17 protein-coding genes, 1 tRNA gene and 2 pseudogenes are annotated in these 18,666 nt (G+C 70.9%); 13 read left to right on the plus strand and 7 right to left on the minus strand.

Features of this window, described 5'->3' with window-relative positions:
• Positions 1-296: 296 nt before the first annotated feature.
• The 3 genes and pseudogenes from ACJ512_RS02690 to ACJ512_RS02700 form a co-directional block, all read left to right on the plus strand.
• Positions 297-581: pseudogene (locus ACJ512_RS02690) on the plus strand (integrase catalytic domain-containing protein); the annotation flags it as partial.
• Between the two features lie 301 nt (positions 582-882).
• Positions 883-1,434, plus strand: coding sequence for a hypothetical protein (locus ACJ512_RS02695; protein WP_461479960.1), 552 nt, complete (start codon positions 883-885; stop codon positions 1,432-1,434).
• A gap of 178 nt (positions 1,435-1,612) precedes the next feature.
• Complete coding sequence (locus ACJ512_RS02700) at positions 1,613-2,206, plus strand: hypothetical protein (RefSeq protein WP_407689492.1); 594 nt, start codon at positions 1,613-1,615, stop codon at positions 2,204-2,206.
• A 101-nt stretch (positions 2,207-2,307) separates the two neighbouring features.
• Here the strand turns inward: ACJ512_RS02700 and ACJ512_RS02705 are convergent.
• Positions 2,308-2,381: transfer RNA gene (locus ACJ512_RS02705), tRNA-Gly, on the minus strand.
• A gap of 167 nt (positions 2,382-2,548) precedes the next feature.
• Between ACJ512_RS02705 and ACJ512_RS02710 the strand changes: the two genes are divergently transcribed.
• From ACJ512_RS02710 to ACJ512_RS02740, 7 genes are all read left to right on the plus strand, one after another.
• Positions 2,549-3,196, plus strand: coding sequence for a hypothetical protein (locus tag ACJ512_RS02710; protein WP_407689493.1), 648 nt, complete (start codon positions 2,549-2,551; stop codon positions 3,194-3,196).
• A gap of 35 nt (positions 3,197-3,231) precedes the next feature.
• On the plus strand, positions 3,232-3,804 hold the full coding sequence (gene dcd, locus ACJ512_RS02715; protein WP_407689494.1) for a dCTP deaminase: 573 nt from the start codon (positions 3,232-3,234) through the stop codon (positions 3,802-3,804).
• 110 nt (positions 3,805-3,914) lie between these two features.
• A complete protein-coding gene (locus ACJ512_RS02720; RefSeq protein WP_407689495.1) occupies positions 3,915-5,885 on the plus strand; it encodes a DUF7159 family protein in 1,971 nt (656 codons plus the stop codon).
• A gap of 213 nt (positions 5,886-6,098) precedes the next feature.
• Positions 6,099-7,691 carry a DUF7159 family protein gene (locus ACJ512_RS02725; RefSeq protein ID WP_461480092.1) on the plus strand — a complete coding sequence of 531 codons (1,593 nt, stop codon included), beginning with the start codon at positions 6,099-6,101 and terminating at the stop codon, positions 7,689-7,691.
• A gap of 47 nt (positions 7,692-7,738) precedes the next feature.
• Positions 7,739-8,878 (plus strand): DUF7159 family protein, encoded by a 1,140-nt coding sequence (locus ACJ512_RS02730; protein WP_461479961.1) that lies wholly within the window; start codon positions 7,739-7,741, stop codon positions 8,876-8,878.
• A gap of 144 nt (positions 8,879-9,022) precedes the next feature.
• Positions 9,023-10,420 (plus strand): DUF7159 family protein, encoded by a 1,398-nt coding sequence (locus tag ACJ512_RS02735; RefSeq protein WP_461479962.1) that lies wholly within the window; start codon positions 9,023-9,025, stop codon positions 10,418-10,420.
• Between the two features lie 96 nt (positions 10,421-10,516).
• Positions 10,517-11,842 (plus strand): UDP-glucose dehydrogenase family protein, encoded by a 1,326-nt coding sequence (locus ACJ512_RS02740; RefSeq protein ID WP_407689140.1) that lies wholly within the window; start codon positions 10,517-10,519, stop codon positions 11,840-11,842.
• Here ACJ512_RS02740 and ACJ512_RS02745 read toward each other — a convergent pair.
• The 5 genes from ACJ512_RS02745 to ACJ512_RS02765 all read right to left on the minus strand — a co-directional run bounded on the left by ACJ512_RS02745 (position 11,839) and on the right by ACJ512_RS02765 (position 15,209).
• Positions 11,839-12,237 (minus strand): MerR family transcriptional regulator, encoded by a 399-nt coding sequence (locus ACJ512_RS02745; protein WP_407689141.1) that lies wholly within the window; start codon positions 12,235-12,237, stop codon positions 11,839-11,841. The genes ACJ512_RS02740 and ACJ512_RS02745 overlap by 4 nt on opposite strands.
• A 4-nt stretch (positions 12,238-12,241) precedes the next feature.
• A complete protein-coding gene (locus tag ACJ512_RS02750; RefSeq protein WP_407689142.1) occupies positions 12,242-13,864 on the minus strand; it encodes a peptide chain release factor 3 in 1,623 nt (540 codons plus the stop codon).
• A 77-nt stretch (positions 13,865-13,941) separates the two neighbouring features.
• Complete coding sequence (locus ACJ512_RS02755; RefSeq protein WP_407689143.1) at positions 13,942-14,292, minus strand: hypothetical protein; 351 nt, start codon at positions 14,290-14,292, stop codon at positions 13,942-13,944.
• Positions 14,285-14,671: a hypothetical protein gene (locus tag ACJ512_RS02760; RefSeq protein ID WP_407689144.1), complete on the minus strand. Its 387-nt coding sequence runs from the start codon at positions 14,669-14,671 to the stop codon at positions 14,285-14,287. Before ACJ512_RS02760 ends, ACJ512_RS02755 begins: the two co-directional genes overlap by 8 nt.
• On the minus strand, positions 14,661-15,209 hold the full coding sequence (locus ACJ512_RS02765) for a hypothetical protein (RefSeq protein WP_407689145.1): 549 nt from the start codon (positions 15,207-15,209) through the stop codon (positions 14,661-14,663). Before ACJ512_RS02765 ends, ACJ512_RS02760 begins: the two co-directional genes overlap by 11 nt.
• A gap of 96 nt (positions 15,210-15,305) precedes the next feature.
• Between ACJ512_RS02765 and ACJ512_RS02770 the strand changes: the two genes are divergently transcribed.
• The 3 genes from ACJ512_RS02770 to rfbA are packed head-to-tail and all read left to right on the plus strand — an operon-like array spanning position 15,306 to position 17,360.
• Positions 15,306-16,070, plus strand: coding sequence for a maleylpyruvate isomerase family mycothiol-dependent enzyme (locus ACJ512_RS02770; RefSeq protein ID WP_407689146.1), 765 nt, complete (start codon positions 15,306-15,308; stop codon positions 16,068-16,070).
• 51 nt (positions 16,071-16,121) lie between these two features.
• Positions 16,122-16,484, plus strand: a complete 363-nt coding sequence (locus ACJ512_RS02775; RefSeq protein ID WP_407689147.1) for a nuclear transport factor 2 family protein — start codon at positions 16,122-16,124, stop codon at positions 16,482-16,484.
• Between the two features lie 9 nt (positions 16,485-16,493).
• Positions 16,494-17,360 carry a glucose-1-phosphate thymidylyltransferase RfbA gene (rfbA, locus tag ACJ512_RS02780; RefSeq protein WP_407689148.1) on the plus strand — a complete coding sequence of 289 codons (867 nt, stop codon included), beginning with the start codon at positions 16,494-16,496 and terminating at the stop codon, positions 17,358-17,360.
• Between the two features lie 10 nt (positions 17,361-17,370).
• Here the strand turns inward: rfbA and ACJ512_RS02785 are convergent.
• Positions 17,371-18,659: pseudogene (locus tag ACJ512_RS02785) on the minus strand (pyridoxal phosphate-dependent aminotransferase).
• Positions 18,660-18,666 lie beyond the last annotated feature (7 nt).

The raw sequence follows: 18,666 nt of genomic DNA on the forward strand, positions 1-18,666 counted from the left end.
GTCGTCCGGCCGGGTCTCGGGCTCACTTTCTACGGCTAGTGCCGCAGACACACCAACTATAGCGACACATCCTCGAATGGGCCACAAGTCGGCGTGCCTCACCTACTTTGAGCGCGTGGCCGGTGGTGATGCCTCAGCTATTTTGAGCGCGTAGCGCGGAAGGCTTGCCCGGTATGGAGGGCAAGATCGACATGGCCGCAAGACGGCAGGTAACCAACAAACTGCGAGGTCAGTACGGCAAGGCGTGCAAGGCGGACAAGACCAAGATCCTGGATCGGGTGGTGGCCACCACCGGGATGGGCCGTTCGACGGCCCGGCGGATGCTGACCGGCCCGAGACTGGTGGATCCGGCCGAGCAGGTCGACAGGCGATCGTTGCGGGCGCGGGGCTTCAGCGACGACGCCAGGGCGCTGCTGGAGCACGTGTGGGCGTTGATGGGCATGCCGTGCGGCAAGTACCTGGTGGTCATGCGTGATCTGTGGCTGCCGTTGCTGGAGAAGGCCGGTGATCTGGACAAGCCGTTCGCCACCGAGGCGGCCATGGCCGGGGTGAAGGCGATGAGCGCGGCCACCGTGGACCGCTACCTCAAACCCGCCCGGGATGCGATGCGCATTAAGGGCATCTCGACAACGAAACCCTCACCGCTGCTGCGGAATTCGATCGCCATCCGCACCTGCGCCGATGAGGCGCCCAAGGTCCCGGGGGTGATCGAGGCCGACACCGTGGCGCACTGCGGCCCGACGCTGATCGGCGAGTTCGCCCGCACCCCTGACGATGACCGACGTGGTCATCGGCTGGACCGAGAACGCTTCGATCCGCAACAACGCCTCCAAGTGGATCACCGCTGGCATCGAGGAGTTACAGCGGCGGTTCCCGTTCCCGATGGTGATCTTCGATTCGGACTCGGGGTCTGAGTTCATCAACCACGAGGTCGCTAACTGGCTGCAGGCCCGCGACATCGAACAGACCCGCTCGCGGCCCTACCAGAAAAACGACCAGGCCCATGTGGAATCCAAGAACAACCATGTGGTGCGCAAACACGCCTTCTACTGGCGCTATGACACCCCCGAGGAGCTGGAGCTGCTCAACGAGCTGTGGCCGGTGGTGTCGCTACGGTGCAACTTTTTCACCCCGACCAAAAAGCCCGTCGGCTACACCACCACAACCAACGGTCGCCGCAAGCGCGTCTACGACAAGCCGGCCACCCCGTGGCAGCGCCTACAGGAATCGGGTGTCCTTGATGCGCAACAGCTTTCAAACGTGGCCACCCGAATTGAGGGCATCAACCCCGCCGATCTGACCCGCCAGATCACCACCATCCAGATGCAGCTGCTGGACCTGGCCAAAGCCAAGACCGAGGCCCTCGCCGCCGCCCGCCACATCGACCTGCAAGCATTACAACCGTCAATCAACCGATTGGCCAAGGCGAAGTAATGCAAGCCCCCCACGCGCTCACTATGCGTGAGGCACCAGCCACCGCTTCGCGCTCACTTTTACGTGAGGCACCTCGCAAGTGCGGCGTTGCATTAATGCGCATGAGTTCAGACAAGCTTGCAGAAGCAACACCTCGTGCAGCCACTAACCACGACGCGAGCCAAACTGGAATACGACCTTGGGCCGCTGCGGGGAACGGTACGGGCGGCTCTCGGTGCAGCGACTCACCAAAGCTCACACCGATGCTCTGGTCACCGATTTCGTTGCCGGTGGGGCGACCACGGCGAAGGGCCGCACCCGGCGACCGTGGTCGGCCGACTCGGTGAACAAGGTGATCGGCACCGTTGAGCAGGTGCTTGCGGACGCGGAATCCCAAGGACTGGTTGCACGTAACGTCGCCAGGCTGGTGAACCGGGTGGCGATCCCGCATCAGGAGGTCGACACCTACTCCGAGGTCGAAGTGCAGCGACTGCTGGCCTCGATCACCGGCGATCGGATCCGGCATGCGTGGGAGTTGGAGCTGAGCGGCCTGCGGCGCGGTGAGATCGCGGGCCTGCGGTGGTCCGACGTCGACCTGGACGCCAAGACGCTGTCGGTCGCAAACAACCGGGTGGACGCGTGCGGTACGGCGGTGGAGAACGATCCGAAGTCGGCCACGTCGCGGCGGACGTTGCCGTTACCGGAGCGGCTGGTGACGGTTCTGCGGCCGGCGAAGGCCCGGCAAGGGCGGGAAAAGTTGGCGCTCGGTGCCGACGGCGGTCCATGGGAGTAAGTCGTGTGCAATCCTGAATCGAGTTGTCCGCGAGTTGTGACAACGTGTGACATTGAGGCTAGGAGTTCGAACGATTCGAACAGCGTTCGTGCTGCTAAATGTGGAGCCGATGACGGGAATCGAACCCGCGTATTCAGCTTGGGAAGCTGATGTTCTGCCATTGAACTACATCGGCGGTGTCGCTCCGAAAGGCTAGCACCCGCTGCCGGGGCCGGGCCGTCGGTCGGTCGTCGCGGCAGCCCAGAGTAGCCGCTCGAGTCGCACCGGCTGAGCAGGCCCCGACACTGACGGCGTGATGTTTACCCTTTCGTGATAATTCGTTATCTCGTAAGGTGCCTCCTTGTGGGCAGGCACGAATTACCCAGGACGCGCCGCAAGTCGGCAACGCTCCTGGCAGCGGTAGCCGCCCCCGCCGTCGTCTTCTTAGCGGCGAGCGCCGATGCTTACCCGGGCGCCGCGCGTGAGGTCGTCGCCGAGCCGGTCGTGGCCGACGTCGAACCGTGTTGTTTCGAGGTGGTGGCGGCGATGTCGGCCCCGGGAACCGCCGGTGACGGCGCGGCCCGCGGCGCCGAGTTCGCTGCCGCCTCCCGCTACCACCGGCAACCCAGATTCTTGCCGGCCGGCGTCGCACCGGAGCATGGCCTGCAGGTCAGGACCATCTTGGCGGCCCGCGCCATCAGCGCCGAGTTCCCCGAGATCCACGAGATCGGCGGGGTGCGGCCGGACCCGCTGCCGTGGCATCCCAACGGTCTGGCGATCGACGTGATGATCCCCAACCCCGGCAGCGCCCATGGCATCGCGCTCGGCAACCAGATCGTCGCGTTCGTGCGCCGCAACGCCCGTCGATTCGGCATGCAGGACGCGATCTGGCGCGGCGTCTACTACACGCCCAACGGCGCGCAACCGAGCAGGCTGGGCCACTACGACCACGTCCACGTCACCACCACCGGCGGCGGATATCCCACCGGCCGGGAGATGTACCTGCGTTGAGCCGGGGCCGTCTGCGCGGCAGATAGGCTCTGCGGATGCTGCTCTCCGATCGTGACCTGAGGGCCGAAGTCGCCGCCGGCCGGCTGGGCGTCGACCCGTTCGACGACACCCTGGTGCAGCCCTCCAGCATCGACGTCCGCCTCGACCGGCTGTTCCGGGTGTTCAACAACACCCGCTACACCCACATCGACCCCGCCAAGCAGCAGGACGAGCTGACCAGCCTGGTCGAACCCGACCCCGGCGAGCCGTTCGTGCTGCACCCGGGCGAGTTCGTGCTCGGCGCGACGCTGGAGCTGTTCACCCTGCCCGACGACCTCGCGGGACGTTTGGAGGGCAAATCGTCGCTGGGCCGCCTGGGCCTGCTGACGCACTCGACGGCCGGGTTCATCGATCCGGGTTTCAGCGGCCACATCACGCTGGAGCTGTCCAACGTCGCCAACCTGCCGATCACTTTGTGGCCGGGCATGAAGATCGGCCAGCTGTGCATCCTGCGGCTCACCAGCCCGGCGGAACACCCGTACGGCAGCTCGGCCGTCGGTTCGAAATACCAGGGCCAGCGGGGACCCACGCCGTCGCGCTCCTACCAGAACTTCATACGAAGTACCTAGCTTCGGCAGGCCCGCAGCACAGCTTCATCGCCGAATATCGATGCAGCGGTCCGCGTGGTTGCTCCTCCGCCCAGACCACGGCCGGCTGCGGGATTTTTGGAGGATGGGTTTTGGACACCGTGCTCGGGGTGTCGATGGCACCGGCAGCGATCCAGCTGGTTTTGCTGGAGGGCGAGAACGCCGACGGCCCCACGATCGAAGAGGACGAGTTCGACGTCGCCGCCGGCGCCCCCGATCGGGTGATCGCCGCCATCCTGGGCACCCGCGAGGGCGCGGCCGACGCGGGCCTGGAGCTGTCCTCGATCGGGGTGAGCTGGACCGATCAGCAGGAGGCCGCCGCGCTGCGCGACGCGCTGGCCGCCCACCGGATCGACAACGTCATGCTGGTGTCGGCGTTCCTGGCCGCCACCTCGCTGGCGCAATCCGTCGGCGGCGCAATGGGTTACGAGCGCACCGCGGTGCTTTTCGTGGAGCCCGGCACCGCGACGACGGCGCTCGTGGAGACCTCCGACGGCTCCATCGCCGACGTCCGCAAGACCTGCATCGATGCCGAGTCCTACGACGAGGCCGCCGCGCAACTCGGGGCGATGGTGGCCGGGCTCGACGATTCGGCACCGACCGCGGGCGGGCTGTTCGTGGTGGGGTCCGGTGTCGACGTCGCCCCGCTGCGGCCGACGCTGGAGGCGGCGACGTCGCTGGACGTCAGCCTGCCCGAGGAGCTGCAGACGGCGCTGGCCCGCGGCGCCGCGCTGGCGTCGGCGAACGCGCCGTTGTTCGCCTCGTCGACCGCTGCCCTGGCCTACGCCCAGGACGCCGGCACCGGTGCGGTCGACGTATCCGGCCTGCCGGACTACCTCAGCCTCTCCGGGGTTCCCGGCGACGACGACGTCGCGTACAGCGCGGTGCCCGACCCGGACTCCGAAGCCCCGACCGCCATCATCGAAGGACTTTTCGCCCCCGACGCGGGCCAACCGCGCCGCCGGCCCGCCCTGCTGATCGGCAGCGGGCTGGCGGTGGCCGGCATCAGTGCGGTGCTGGCGCTCGAGATCGCGCTGGCGATCGGCATCCGCACGACGGTCGCCCTGCAGCCCACTCCCGGCCAACATCTCATCGTCCCGGCCCAGCAGGCACCGGCGCCGAAGCCGGTGCAGGCCCTGGCGCCGAAGCCGGTGCTCAATGTGCCTATACCGGTGGCCGCGCCCAAGCCCCTGAACCCGCCGGTGGCCGCCCCGGTGCCGGCGGCGGCGCCCCCGGTCCCGGCGGCTCCGATCGTGCCGGTGCCCGTGGTGGTCCCGCCGTTGGTGCCGGTGCCGCCGATTCACGTGCCCGCGCCCGTGCTCGGCGTGCCCTTCCCCGACCACGTCCTGAGCCCGCCGTCTGCGCCTGTGCCGCACGTGCCGCGACCCGTGGTGGTCCCCCCGCCCGTCCACGTGCCGCACCCGCAGTCACCGCCGTCGGGCGGTGCCACGGGTCCGCTGTCGCCGCCGCACCCCATTCCCGGCGGGCAGGGCACGCCGCCCAAGCCGGGTGCAGGCCCGGGTGCGCCTGGGGGTGGTCATGTGCCGGTGCCCGGTGGGGGTCCGGGTAAGCCCGGTGGTGGTCATGTGCCGGGTGCAGGCCCGGGTGGTCCCGGTGGTGGTCATGTGCCGGTGCCGGGTGGGGGTCCGGGCGGTCCCGGCGCTCCGGGGGGTGGGCCTATTCATGTTCCCGGTGGTCCCGGTGGTCCCGGTGGTCTGGGTGGTCTGGGTGGGCCTGGTGGTCTGGGTGGGCCTGAGGGTGGTCATGTGCCGACGCCCGGTGCGGGTCCCGGTGGTCCCGGCCCGTTCGGTGGCGGGGGACCGCTGGGTGGCGGCCACGCTGGTGGGCCGATCGGTGGTCCCGGCCCGTTCGGTGGCGGGGGGCCGTTCGGTGGCGGCCACGGTGGCGGACCGTTCGGCGGGGGCGGACCCTTCGGCGGCGGAGGGCCGTTCGGCGGATTCGGTGGCGGCGGCCACGGCGGTGGCTTCGGCGGATTCGGCGGGGGCGGCCACGGCGGTTTCGGCGGTTTCGGTGGTTTCGGTGGATTCGGCGGGCACCACTGACGTTCGGCCCGGTGCTGCAGCACGCTGAACCGGGCTCGGCCAGAGTCCGCGCGCCGCGGGTACGCTCGGATCATTGCGGTCGGTCTAGAGCTGTGCCATCGCACCTGTGAGCCGGAACACCACGAGGCGTGAGGGTTTCCGTCGACCGGTGACCAAGGCGATCCCGGTTTGTACCGTGGACGGCGCAGCGAATTACCCAGGGGGATGGGAAAAGTGGTGGGCATCGTGCTCGGCGTCTCGATGACGCCGACCAGGGTCCGCATGGTGCTCGTCGAGGGGGAGAACGCCGACGGGGTCGTCGTCGACCAGGACGACTTCGACACCGGGCAGTCATCGCCCGCGGACGCGCCGCGCCAGGTGGTGTCGGCGATTCTCGGCACCCGGCAGGGCGCCGAAGAGGGTGGCTACCAGCTGCTGTCGACGGGAGTGACCTGGACCGATCACGTCGAGGCCGCGATGCTGCGCGATGCGCTGATCGACCACAAACTCGAGAACGTCATGCTGGTCTCGGCGTTCATGGCCGCGGCCGCGCTGGCTCAGTCCGTCGGCGACGCCACCAATTACACGCACACGGCGCTGCTCTTCGTCGAGCCCTACACCGCGACCCTCGCCGTGATCAACACCGCCGACGGGTCGGTTTCCGATGTGCACCGCCGGGTTCTTTCCGACGACGACCAGGAGGCGGTGGCCGAACTCGCCGAGATGGTTTCCGGCGCCGAAGCGCTCGACGCGCGACCCGAGGGCGTGGTCGTCGTCGGATCCGGCGTCGATGTCCCGCTGATCAAGCCGGCGCTGGAGGCCGCGACGTCGCTCGGCCTGGCCGTGCCCGACGAGCCGGAGACGGCCTTGGCGCGGGGTGCGGCGCTGGCGGCGGCCAACGCGCCGTTGTTCGCGTCGTCCACCGCCGCGCTGGCCTACGCGCTGGATCCCGGCGCCGACGAAATCGATCCGCTCGCTCTGGCCGGGCAGTCTCCGGGGCTGCTTTCCGCCTATCAGGGCGCTTCGGACACGTCCGGCGATGGCGGGGACGGCGAGGACAACGTCGCCTACAGTGCCGTGCCGGACGAGGACGCCGACGCGCAGACCGTCGTCTTCGACCCGCGGGCAAAGACACCGCGGCGCAAATCCCTGATGTTGGTGGGCAGCACGTTGACGGTGATCGTCATCGCGGCTGTCGTCGCCCTGGAGATCGCCCTGGCCATCAACATTCGCCCCACCGTCGCCTTGCGACCCAGCCCGAACGAAAACATCATCGTCCCAACGCATTCCGCACCCGCGCCGCCGGTCCAGGCGAAGCCGCCCCGGCCGGTGGTGGTGCCCCGCCCGATGCACCCGCCCGCGGTGGCTCCGGCTCCCGCGGCCCCGCGCGCGCCCGCACCGATTCCGGTGGTTCCCCCGCCCGTTCCCGTGCCCCGGGTGCCGATCATCCGTCCGCCGGTGCCCCGGGCGCCGGTCGTTCATCCGCCCGCCCCGCGGTGGGGAGGCCGGGGCCCGCTCAACGGGCCGGGTGTTCGCGGGCCCTTCGGGGGCGGCCACGGTCCCTTGCGCGGCGGGCCTTTCGGCGGCCACGGCCCGTTCGGTGGGCCGGGTCCGCGGGGTCCGCTGGGTGGCGGCCCGTTCGGTGGGCCGGGTCCGCGGCGTCCGTTCGGCGGCCCGTTCGGGGGCGGCCGCGGCCCGCTGGGCGGCCTCTTCGGCGGCGGCCATGGCGGCTTCGGCGGGGGCCACGGCTTCGGCGGCCACGGTTTCGGCGGCTTCGGCGGTGGGCATGGTTTCGGTGGATTCGGTGGTGGTTTCGGGCGCAGGTAGCCGTCGCGCGCCGGCGGGGCGAACCGAGAGGCGAAGGTGGAGGAGCAGTGGACGTTGTACTCGGCATGTCCGTGGCGCGGGAGGCTGTCCGCACGGTGCTCGTCGAGGGAGCGGGGGCCAGCGGAGTCACCGTCGACCAGGATGACCTGCGCGTAGCCGGCACACCCTCGGCCGCCGCCGCGACGGACCTGGCCATCGCCACCGTGCTGCGTACCAGGGAGAGCGCGGCGGCGGGCGGCTACCGGCTGCGGTCGACCGGGATCACCTGGACCGACGACGCCGAAGCGGCCGCGCTGCGCGACGCGCTCGCGCGGCGCCGCATCGAGGGCGTCACGCTGGTCTCGGCGTTCACCGCGGCCGCGGCGCTCGCCCAGGCGCTCGGCAGCGCGTCCAATCGCGACCGGACCGCGCTGCTCTTCGTCGAGCCGGCCACCGCGACGCTGGTGGTGGTCGACACCGTCGCCGGCGCCGGCGCCGGCGCTCGGCGGCAGGCCCTGGCGAAGGGGGATGCGGCAACAGCCCAGCTGGCCGCGATGGTCTCGGGGGTCCCAGCCCGGCAAGACCGCCCCGACGAGGTGTTCCTGGTGGGCTCCGGTGTCGACATCCGGTCGATCAAGCTGGCGCTGGAAGCCGCGACGCCGCTCCCGATGACCGCTCCCGAGGAGCCCGAGCTGGCGCTGGCGCGCGGGGCTGCGCTGGCCGCGGCGACTGCGCAGCTGGGAGAACCGCCCACCCTCGCGATCCCGTCGAAGGATCTGGCGGCCCCGGCGCGGGGGCCGGCCGAGGACACCGAAGCCGAAGCCGAGCCGAACCGCGGCCGGCGTCGCCGCCGGTCGGTGCTGCTGGCCGGCGCCGCGGTTGCGGTCCTGGTCGCCGGGGTGGCGGCGCTCGCGCTGGTGCTGACCCTCAAGACCGGCGCCCACGGCCCCGCGACGCAGGCGCCGCCCCCGAAGACCGCGGCTCCCGCCCCGCCCCCGCCGTCAGCAACGCCGGCGCCGCCGCCCGCGCCGGCGCCGCCGCCCCCGGCGCCCTCGCCCGCACCCGCGCCCGCCGCGCCGCCGCCCGCACCGACCGCGCACCCCCCGCAACAGAGTCCCCCGACCAGCCCCGGTGGCGACGATCACGACGGGGGCGCGTGGCTCCGCCGCCACCTGGATCGATACGGCATACCTGTTCCCTGGCCCTAGGCGAGCCCCGCCCGCCCCGCCGGAAGCGCGTAAAATCGTGGCCCAAGGGGAACACGGGTGGGGACGACCGGCGCGTCAGCGACGCCGGAGGGTGAGAGGAAGACGGCTCGAAGCCACCGCCTGGCAAACGACGATGGAGGAGCTTTGGACACGGTACTCGGCGTGTCGATGGCGCCGACGGCAGTCCGGATGGTCCTGGTCGAGGGGCAGGGCGGTGACGGTGCCACCGTCGACGAGGACGAGTTCCGGATAGCCGCCGACGACCAGGCGGCGACCATCAGCGCCGCCGACCAGGTGGTGTCGGCGATCCTGGGCACCAAGGAAGGCGCCGCTGAGGGTGGCTACCAGCTGGCCTCCACCGGGGTCACCTTCTCCGATCCCGCCGAGGCCGCCGCGCTGCGCGATGCGCTGGCCGCTCACAAGATCGAGAACGTCATGCTGGTCTCGTCCTTCCTGGCCGCGGCCGCGTTGGCCCAGGCGGTCGGCAACCACACCAACTATGCCCAGACCGCGCTGCTGTTCATCGAGCCCGACACCGCCACCCTGGCGGTGGTCGACAGTGCCGACGGCTCGATCACCGACGTTCACCGGCAGGTGTTGCCCGACGACGACGACGCGGCGGTCGCCCAACTGACCACGATGGTCTCCAAGGCCGAGGGGCTGGCCCCGCGTCCCGACGCGGTGTTCGTCGTCGGGGCCGGCATCGACATCCCGATGATCAAACCGGCGCTGGAAGAGGCGACCACGCTGCCGCTGACCACGCCCGAGGAGCCGGCCACGGCGCTGGCCCGCGGCGCGGCGCTGGCGTCGGCGAGTGCCCCGCTGTTCGCGTCGTCGACCGCGGCGCTGGCCTACGCCCAGGACCCCGGCACCGGCGCCATCGACCCGATGGCCATCACCCCCGGCTACTTCGAGGCCGGTGCTGACGCGGGCCTGGACAGCCTGGCCTACAGTGCCGTCGCCGACGACGACGCCTACACCGGTGCCTACCCGGGCGCCCAGACCGCGGCGACCAGCCTCCTCGACGGCGGTTACCGCGATCGCAGGTTCAGGTTGCTGGGAACCGCGCTGGCAGGAATCTTCGTCGTCGGTGTGGCGGCACTGGTCGTGGCCCTGGCGGTCGCCATCCGGCCCCACGCCGGCGTCAAACCCAACCCCGGCCACAAACTCGTCGCTCCCACGCATCAGGTGCCCGCACCGGCCGCGCCCAAGGCGCCCGCTCCCAAGGCGCCCGCGCCCGAGCCGGCGGCACCCGCCCCGGCCCCTCAGGCCCCGGCCCCCCAGGCCCCCGCCCCGGCGCCCGCCGCGCCGGCGCCCGCCCCACCTCCGCCGGCCGCCCCGCCCCCGCTTCCACCGCCCCCGCCGGTGCAGATCCCGCTGCCGCTGCCCCCCTTCCTCGGTGGCCCGGGGCCCGCTCCGAGGGGGCCGTTCGGCGGCGGCGACGACCACGGCGGATTTCCGGGGATCCCGCACGGCGGGTTCGGTCGCGGCCACGGCCATGGCGGGTTCGGAATTCCCGGCATCGGTATCCCAGGGCTGTAGTGCGCCTGGCCGGCCGGTGTCAGGTGTCATCTGCCGTTTAACTACCGCTCAGCGAGTCGATGCAGTTAGCTCATCGCGGCCGCCTACACCGGTCTTATGCGATGCACCGTATTCGGCACCGGCTATCTGGGCGCCACCCATGCGGTCGGGATGGCGGAACTGGGCCACGACGTCGTGGGGATCGACATCGATCCGGGCAAGGTCGCCAAGCTCGCCGGGGGCGACATCCCCTTCTACGAGCCCGGACTGCGCAAGTTGCTGACCGAGAACCTCGCCGCGGGGCGGTTGCGGTTCACCACCGACTACGACCTGGCCGCCGACTTCGCCGACGTGCACTTCCTGGGCGTGGGCACCCCGCAGAAGAAGGGCGAGTACGGCGCCGACCTTTGCCACGTCCATGCCGTCATCGACGAACTGGTGCCTCGGCTGACCCGGCCGTCGGTGCTCGTCGGCAAATCCACGGTGCCGGTGGGCACCGCGGCCGAGTTGAGCCGGCGGGCCGCGGCGCTGGCGCCCCGCGGGGTCGACGTGGAGATCGCGTGGAACCCGGAGTTCCTGCGCGAGGGCTACGCCGTGCACGACACCCTGCAACCGGACCGGATCGTGCTGGGCGTGCAAGAAGATTCGACCCGCGCCGTGGCCGCGGTCCGCGAACTGTACGCACCGCTGCTGGCGACCGGTATTCCGTTCCTGGTGACCGACCTGCAGACCGCGGAGCTGGTCAAGGTGTCGGCCAACGCCTTCCTGGCGACCAAGATCTCGTTCATCAACGCCATCTCCGAGGTGTGTGAGGCCGCGGGCGCCGACGTCAGCCTGCTCTCCGACGCGCTGGGCTACGACCCGCGGATTGGGCGCCAGTTCCTCAACGCCGGCCTGGGTTTCGGCGGCGGCTGCCTGCCCAAGGACATCCGCGCGTTCATGGCCCGCGCCGGCGAGCTGGGCGCCGACCAGGCGCTGACGTTCCTGCGCGAGGTGGACAGCATCAACATGCGCCGCCGCACCCGCATGGTCGAGCTCGCGAGCACCGCCTGCGGCGGGTCGCTGCTGGGCGCCAACATCGCCGTCCTCGGGGCGGCGTTCAAACCCGAGTCCGACGACGTGCGCGACTCACCCGCGCTCAACGTCGCCGGCCAGCTGCAGCTCAACGGCGCCGCGGTCAACGTCTACGACCCCAAGGCGCTCGACAACGCGCAGCGGCTGTTCCCGACGCTCAACTACGCGGTGTCCGTCGAAGAGGCCTGCGAGCGCGCCGACGCCGTGCTGGTGCTGACCGAGTGGCGGCAATTCATCGACCTGGACCCCGACGACCTGGCCGACCGGGTGCGGGCCCGGGTCGTCGTCGACGGCCGCAGCTGCCTGGACGTCGCCCGCTGGGAGCGGGCGGGCTGGCAGGTCTTCCGGCTGGGGGCGCGGCGGCCCTAGCGGCCGCTGGTGCCGACGTTCGCGCCGGCCAGCAGGTCGGTGAGTTCGTCGGCGTAGGCGAGGTGACGGCGCAGGCGCGCCGCGCTGTCGCGGGTCTGCGCCCAGCACTGCGTCAAAACGGCGCGGGACCGCTCGCGTCGCGCGTCGGACGCCCCGGTGCCGTCGGGGTCGCCGCGCAGCACGTCGAGCGCGTCGAGCAGCTGTTTCATCTCCGCCAGGGAGAACCCGAGCGGCTTCATCCGCCGGATCACCAACAGCCGCTGCACGTCGGCCTCGGTGTAGAGCCGGAAGCCGCCCTCCGACCGCGCCGACGGCTCGACCAGCCCGACGTCGTGGTAGTGGCGCACGGTGCGCACCGACAGCTCGGTGCGCAGCGCCACCTCGCCGATCCGCATCATCTCAGTCCGCGGCCGCGATCAGCGGCTCCAGCACGAGGTCCGGGTTGTTGCGCTGGATGGTCTCCATCCACCACTTGTCCGAGAACAGCGCCAGCAGCGCGCCGTCGGTGCGGGTCAGCACCTCGACGCCGCGTTGGGCCTGCAGGAACTGGGCGTCCTCCGGGCGGGTGCGGCGCGCGATGGTGTAGCTCAGGTGCTCGAGCTGGATCGGCGCGCTCAGCTCGCCGCCCATGCGGTGGCTGGCCACCTCGAACTGCATGGGGCCGACGGCGGCCAGCACCGGCGCCTGGTCGCCGCGCAGATCCGAGCGCAGCACCTGGACCACGCCCTCCTGCTCGAGCTGGGCGATACCCCGCCGGAACTGCTTGTGCTTGCTGGTGTCGGAGCCCCGGGCCACGGCGAAGTGCTCGGGGGCGAAGCTCGGGATCGCCGGGTACTCTACCGGCTCGTCGACGTAGAGGGTGTCGCCGGGCCGCAGGGCGGTCGCGTTGACCAGGCCGATCACGTCGCCGGGGTAGGCGGTGTCGAGGCTGGTGCGCTGCTGCCCGAACACCGACTGCGCGTACTTGGTGGTGAACGGCCGCCCGCTGGCGGCATGCGTGACGACCTCACCGCGGCGGAAGGCGCCCGAGCACACCCGGGCGAACGCGACGCGGTCGCGGTGGGCCGAGTCCATGCCCGCCTGCACCTTGAAGACCAGGGCGCTGAACGGTGCGTCGATGGCGCGCTGCCGGCCGGCGATGTCGACGGGCGCCTGCGGCGCCGGCGCGTGCTCGATGAGGGCCTCCAGCAGCTGGCTCACCCCGAAGTTGAGGATCGCCGAGGTGAACAGCACCGGCGTGGTCCGCCCCGCCAGGAAGGTCTCCCGGTCGAAGTCGGCGCCGTCGGCCGACAGCAGCGCGCATTCCTCCTGCGCGGTGTCGAAGTCGGCGCCGGTCAGCTCGCGCGCCCGGTCGGCGCGCATCCGCTCCTCCGGCGCGAGTGTGGCCCCGCCGGCGGTGCGGGTGAACCGCACGAATTCGCCGGTGGCGCGGTCGATGACGCCGTGGAAGTCGCCCGCGATCCCGACCGGCCAGGTCAGCGGTGTCGGGCGCAGCCCGATCCGGCGCTCGATCTCGTCGAGCAACTCCAGGGCGTCCCGGCCCGGGCGGTCCCACTTGTTGATCACCGTGATGATCGGGATGCCCCGGTGGCGGCACACCTGGAACAGCTTCAGCGTCTGCGGTTCCAGGCCCTTGGCCGCGTCGATCAGCATCACCGCGCAGTCCACGGCCGACAGCACGCGGTAGGTGTCCTCGGAGAAGTCGGCGTGCCCGGGGGTGTCGACCAGGTTCACCACGCATTCGGCGCCGTCGCGGTGGTGGTAGGCGAACTGCAGCGCGGTCGACGAGATGGAGATGCCGCGCGCCTTCTCCATGTCCATCCAGTCCGACACCGTCGACTTGCGCCCCGCTTTGCCGTGGACGGCGCCGGCTTCGTTGATCACCCGCGCGTGCAGCATCACCGCCTCGGTGAGCGTCGACTTGCCGGCGTCGGGGTGGCTGATCACCGCGAATGTGCGCCGGCGCAGTGCCTCCCCGGCGATTTCCGGGGCGCTCGGCGACACCACGTCGGGGGCGACCATCGGCACTCCTTGGTTACGGGGACAGGGCGGCACCACACTACACGTACTCTTACGTAACGGTAGATTTCGGCGTTCCCCTAGGCGGGCGGGGCCTCCGGAGCGCGGCGTGATTGCCCGCCGGGTTGGATCTCCGCCATCTCCCGCAGCTGCTGGGCCATGAGGCGGTCCTCGTCCGCGAACTTGCGGTGCTGAGCCGCGTGCCGCAGGTATTCCTCCCTGCGCGACTCGTTTTGTTCGGCCGCTTCCTCGTAAGCCCTCGCCGTGCGCTCGTGGCTGTTAGCGGAGTGGTCCACGCTGTCGGCCGCGGATCGCTGCGCCGCCTGCGCGCCGCGCCGCGCTTCGGCCGCCCGCTGCCCGGCGCGGAACGCCTCTTCGGCGAGCCAGCGCGGGTCGGAGCCGGCCTGGACGCGGTTGTCGCCGTCAGGCATAGCCATGCCCCTCGGACGGCGACTGTTCCCCGGCGTCGCGTTCGCTGGCCGACATCTCGCGCCCGATGTCGGCCTGGTCGCGCCGCTCGCGGGCCCGCTCGCGCTGTTCCTGGTCGTAGATACGCTGCACCCGTTCGCGTTCGCGTTCGGCGGCGGTGCCCTCGCGTTCGTCGGCGCTTGCCTCCCGCTCGTCGGCCATCTGCTCGCGGTTGTTGGCGATCAGGTCCCGTTCGTCGGCGATGCGATCGCGCTCGTCCGCCGAATACTCGCGCTTGTCCAGCTCGGCCTCGCGGTGCGCGACGGCCCGCTCGCGCTCGTCCAACTCGGCGGCCCGGCGGTCCAACTCGCCCCGCCGGGCGTCGCCGTCCTCAGCCGTCACTGTCCGTTCCCGTACCGATGAGCCCGCCGGGACCCTGCCTGACCTGTTCGGCTTCGCCCTCGGCGCGTTGCCGCGCGAGGGTTCGTTCGCTGGCGGCCTGCTCGCGTTCGACGTTGGCCTGTTCGCGCAGCACGGCCTCGTGCTGCCGTTCGCCCTGATCGGCCGCCCGCTCGGCGCTGGGGCCGGTCGCGCGATCGAGCAGGTGGTCGGTGTTCAGCTCGCGGTTGTTGGCGGCGCGCTCCCGTTCGTCGGCGAGCCGCTCCCGCTCGTCGGCGAGCCGCTCCCGCTCGTCGGCGATGCGTTCCCGCTCGTCGGCCAGGGTTTCGCGGCGGTCGGCCAGGATGGTGCGCGACTCGAGGTAACGCACCCATTGCTCCAGCCCTTCGGTGAGCGCCTCGCGTCGCGTCGCGACCTGCTCGCGCTCGGCGGCGACGTGCTCGCGCTCGGCGGCGATGCCCTCGCGTTCCTCGGCGATCCGCTCCCGCTCGATCGCCACGCTCTCCCGCTCCTGGGCGCTGGGGGCACCCGGCATGCTCATGGTTCCATCGCAGCACACCACGGCCGGCCTCGGTAGGGGCCAAGTCCCCTACCGACGGGCGTTTCGCCGCAATCGTGCCGCGGTAGCCTGGCCGGCGTGGACTATGCCGCCGCCTTCCTCGACGAGAACCACGCCTTCGCCGAGCTGTTCCGCGACGGCCGGGACGCCGACGATGTCACCCCGGTGCCGACCTGCCCGGGGTGGACGCTCAAGCAGCTGTTCCGCCACGTCGGGCGGGGCCAGCGCTGGGCGGCCCAGATCGTCAGGGACAGGCTCGACCATGCCCTGGACTTCCGCACCGTCGAGGACGGCAAGCCGCCACCGGATTCCGCCGGCGCGATCTCGTGGCTGCAGGGCGGGGCCCGGCGGCTTATCGACGCGGTGGAGCTGACCGGTGCCCAGACGCCGGTGTGGACCTTCCTCGGGCCGCGCCCGGCGAACTGGTGGGTCCGGCGCTGGCTGCACGAGATCGCCGTGCACCGGGCCGACGCGGCCATCGCCGTCGGCGCCGAGTTCACGCTGCGCCCCGAGATCGCGGCCGACGGCATCACGGAATTTCTGGAGCGCATCGCCGTCAGGGCCGGCGAGGACGGCGCGGAGCTGCCGCTGGCCGACGGCCAGACCCTGCACCTGCACGCCACCGATGCCGGCCTCGGCGACGCCGGCGAGTGGACCATCGCCGTCGAGGACGGCCGGATCGGCTGGTCGCACCAGCACGGCAAGGGCACCGTGGCGCTGCGGGGCGCCGCCACCGAACTGCTGCTGGCGATGGTGCGCCGGGTACCGCTCGCGGACACGGGCATCGAGCTGTTCGGCGACGACGCCGCGTGGCGGAACTGGCTGGAGCGGACCCCGCTCTAGCAACGCAGGGTTTCCGGCAACGGGGTTCGCCGGGCACGGTACCTTGCACCCATGACCACATCGGAGATCGCCACCGTTCTGGCGTGGCATGACGCCCTCAACGCCTCCGACGTCGACACCCTGGTGGCGCTGTCCAGCGACGACATCGACATCGGCGACGCGCACGGGGCCGCGCAGGGCCACGAGGCGCTGCGCCACTGGGTCGCGTCCCGCAGCCCGGCGGCCGAGATCGGCCGGATGTACGTGCACGACGGCGTCGTGGTCGTCGAACAGAAGTTCTCCGGTTCCGACGAGCCGACCGCGGCGTCGGCGTTCCGGGTGGTCCACGACCACGTCACCTCGGTGTTCCGCCACCAGGACCTGCCGTCGGCGCTGGCGGCCACCGAACTCACCGAGTCCGACCTCGTTCAGTAGGAGACACGCATGCGGGGAATCATTCTGGCCGGCGGATCCGGCACGCGCCTGCACCCGATCACCCAGGGCATCAGCAAGCAGTTGCTGCCGGTCTACGACAAGCCGATGATCTACTACCCGCTGTCCACGCTGATGATGGCCGGGATCCGCGACATCCTGGTGATCACCACCCCGCACGACGCGGCGGGCTTCCAGCGCCTCCTGGGCGACGGGTCGCAGTTCGGCGTGAACCTCAGCTACGTGACCCAGCACAGCCCCGACGGCCTGGCGCAGGCCTTCGTGCTCGGCGAGAACCACATCGGTAACGATTCGGTGGCTCTGGTGCTGGGGGACAACATCTTCTACGGCCCGGGGCTGGGCACCAGCCTGAACCGCTTCCAATCCCTGGCTGGCGGCGCGATTTTCGCCTACTGGGTGGCCAACCCGTCGGCCTACGGTGTCGTCGAGTTCAGCGCCGACGGCACGGCGCTGTCGCTGGAGGAGAAGCCCGCCACACCGAAGTCGCAGTACGCGGTCCCCGGTCTGTACTTCTACGACAACGACGTGATCGAGATCGCCAAGGGGCTGAAGAAATCCGACCGCGGCGAGTACGAGATCACCGGCGTCAACCAGATCTACCTGAACCGGGGCCGGCTCACGGTCGAGGTGCTCGCCCGCGGGACGGCGTGGCTGGACACCGGCACCTTCGACTCGTTGCTGGACGCCAGCGACTACGTCCGGACGCTGGAACGGCGGCAGGGCCTCAAGGTCAGCGTGCCCGAGGAAATCGCCTGGACGCAGGGCTGGATCAGCGATACGGAGCTGGAGGAGCGCGCGCGCACGCTGGTCAAGTCCGGGTACGGCGACTACCTGCTGGGGCTGTTGGAGCGGCGCTGAACCGGCGGGCCTACTGCCGGTAGCCGGCCAGGAAGTTGCCCAGCCGCTCGATCGCGGCCGCCAGGTCGCGGGCCCACGGCAGCGTCACGATGCGCAGGTGATCCGGTGCGGGCCAATTGAACCCGGTGCCCTGGGTGACCAGGATCTTCTCCTGCAGCAGCAGGTCGAGGACCAGCTGCTCGTCGTCGGCGATGTCGTAGACCTCGGGGTCCAGCCGCGGGAACGCGTACAGCGCGCCCTGCGGCTTCACGCAGGACACCCCGGGAATCTGGTTGAGCTTCTCCCAGGCGACGTCGCGCTGCTCGAGCAGCCGGCCGCCCGGCAGCACCAGGTCCTCGATGCTCTGGTGGCCGCCGAGGGCGACCTGAATCCCGTGCTGGGCGGGCACGTTGGGGCACAGCCGCATGTTGGCCAGCAGGCTGATGCCCTCGATGAAGCTGCCGGCGTGGTCCTTGGGCCCGGTGATCGCCAGCCAGCCGGCCCGGTAGCCGGCGACCCGGTAGGCCTTGGACAGGCCGTTGAACGTCAGGCACAGCATGTCGGGCGCGAGCGTGGCCACGCTGATGTGCTGGGCGTCGTCATAGAGGATCTTGTCGTAGATCTCGTCGGCCAGCAGCAGCAGTTGGTGCTTGCGCGCCAGGTCGACCATCTGGGTGAGCACCTCGCGGCTGTACACCGCGCCCGTCGGGTTGTTCGGGTTGATCACGACCAGCGCCTTGGTGCGCTCGGTGATCTTGGATTCCAGGTCGGCGAGGTCGGGCTGCCAGCCCTGCGTCTCGTCGCACAGGTAGTGCACGGGCGTGCCGCCGGCCAGGGAGGTCGACGCCGTCCACAGCGGGTAGTCCGGCGACGGGATCAACACCTGGTCGCCGTTGTCGAGCAGGGCCTGCAGCGTCATCGTGATCAGCTCGGAGCACCCGTTGCCCAGGTAGACGTCGTCGACGTCGAACCGGGGGAACCCCTCGACCAGCTCGTAACGGGTGACCACCGCGCGCCGGGCCGGCAGGATGCCCTGCGAGTCGGAGTAGCCCTGGGCGTAGGGCAGCGCCTGGATCATGTCGCGCATGATCACGTCGGGCGCCTCGAAGCCGAACGGCGCCGGGTTGCCGATGTTGAGCTTGAGGATGCGGTGCCCCTCGGCCTCCAGCCGCGCGGCGTGCTGGTGTACCGGGCCGCGGATCTCGTACAGGACGTCCTGGAGCTTCGACGACTGCGCGAACACCCGTTGCCGGTGATGACCGGTGGTGTGCACGGGCAGCTGGTGGGTTGTCACCCCACTATGGTGCCATCACTGTCCACCGATATT

Source organism: Mycobacterium cajalii (assembly GCF_045809005.2).
Lineage (GTDB): Bacteria > Actinomycetota > Actinomycetes > Mycobacteriales > Mycobacteriaceae > Mycobacterium.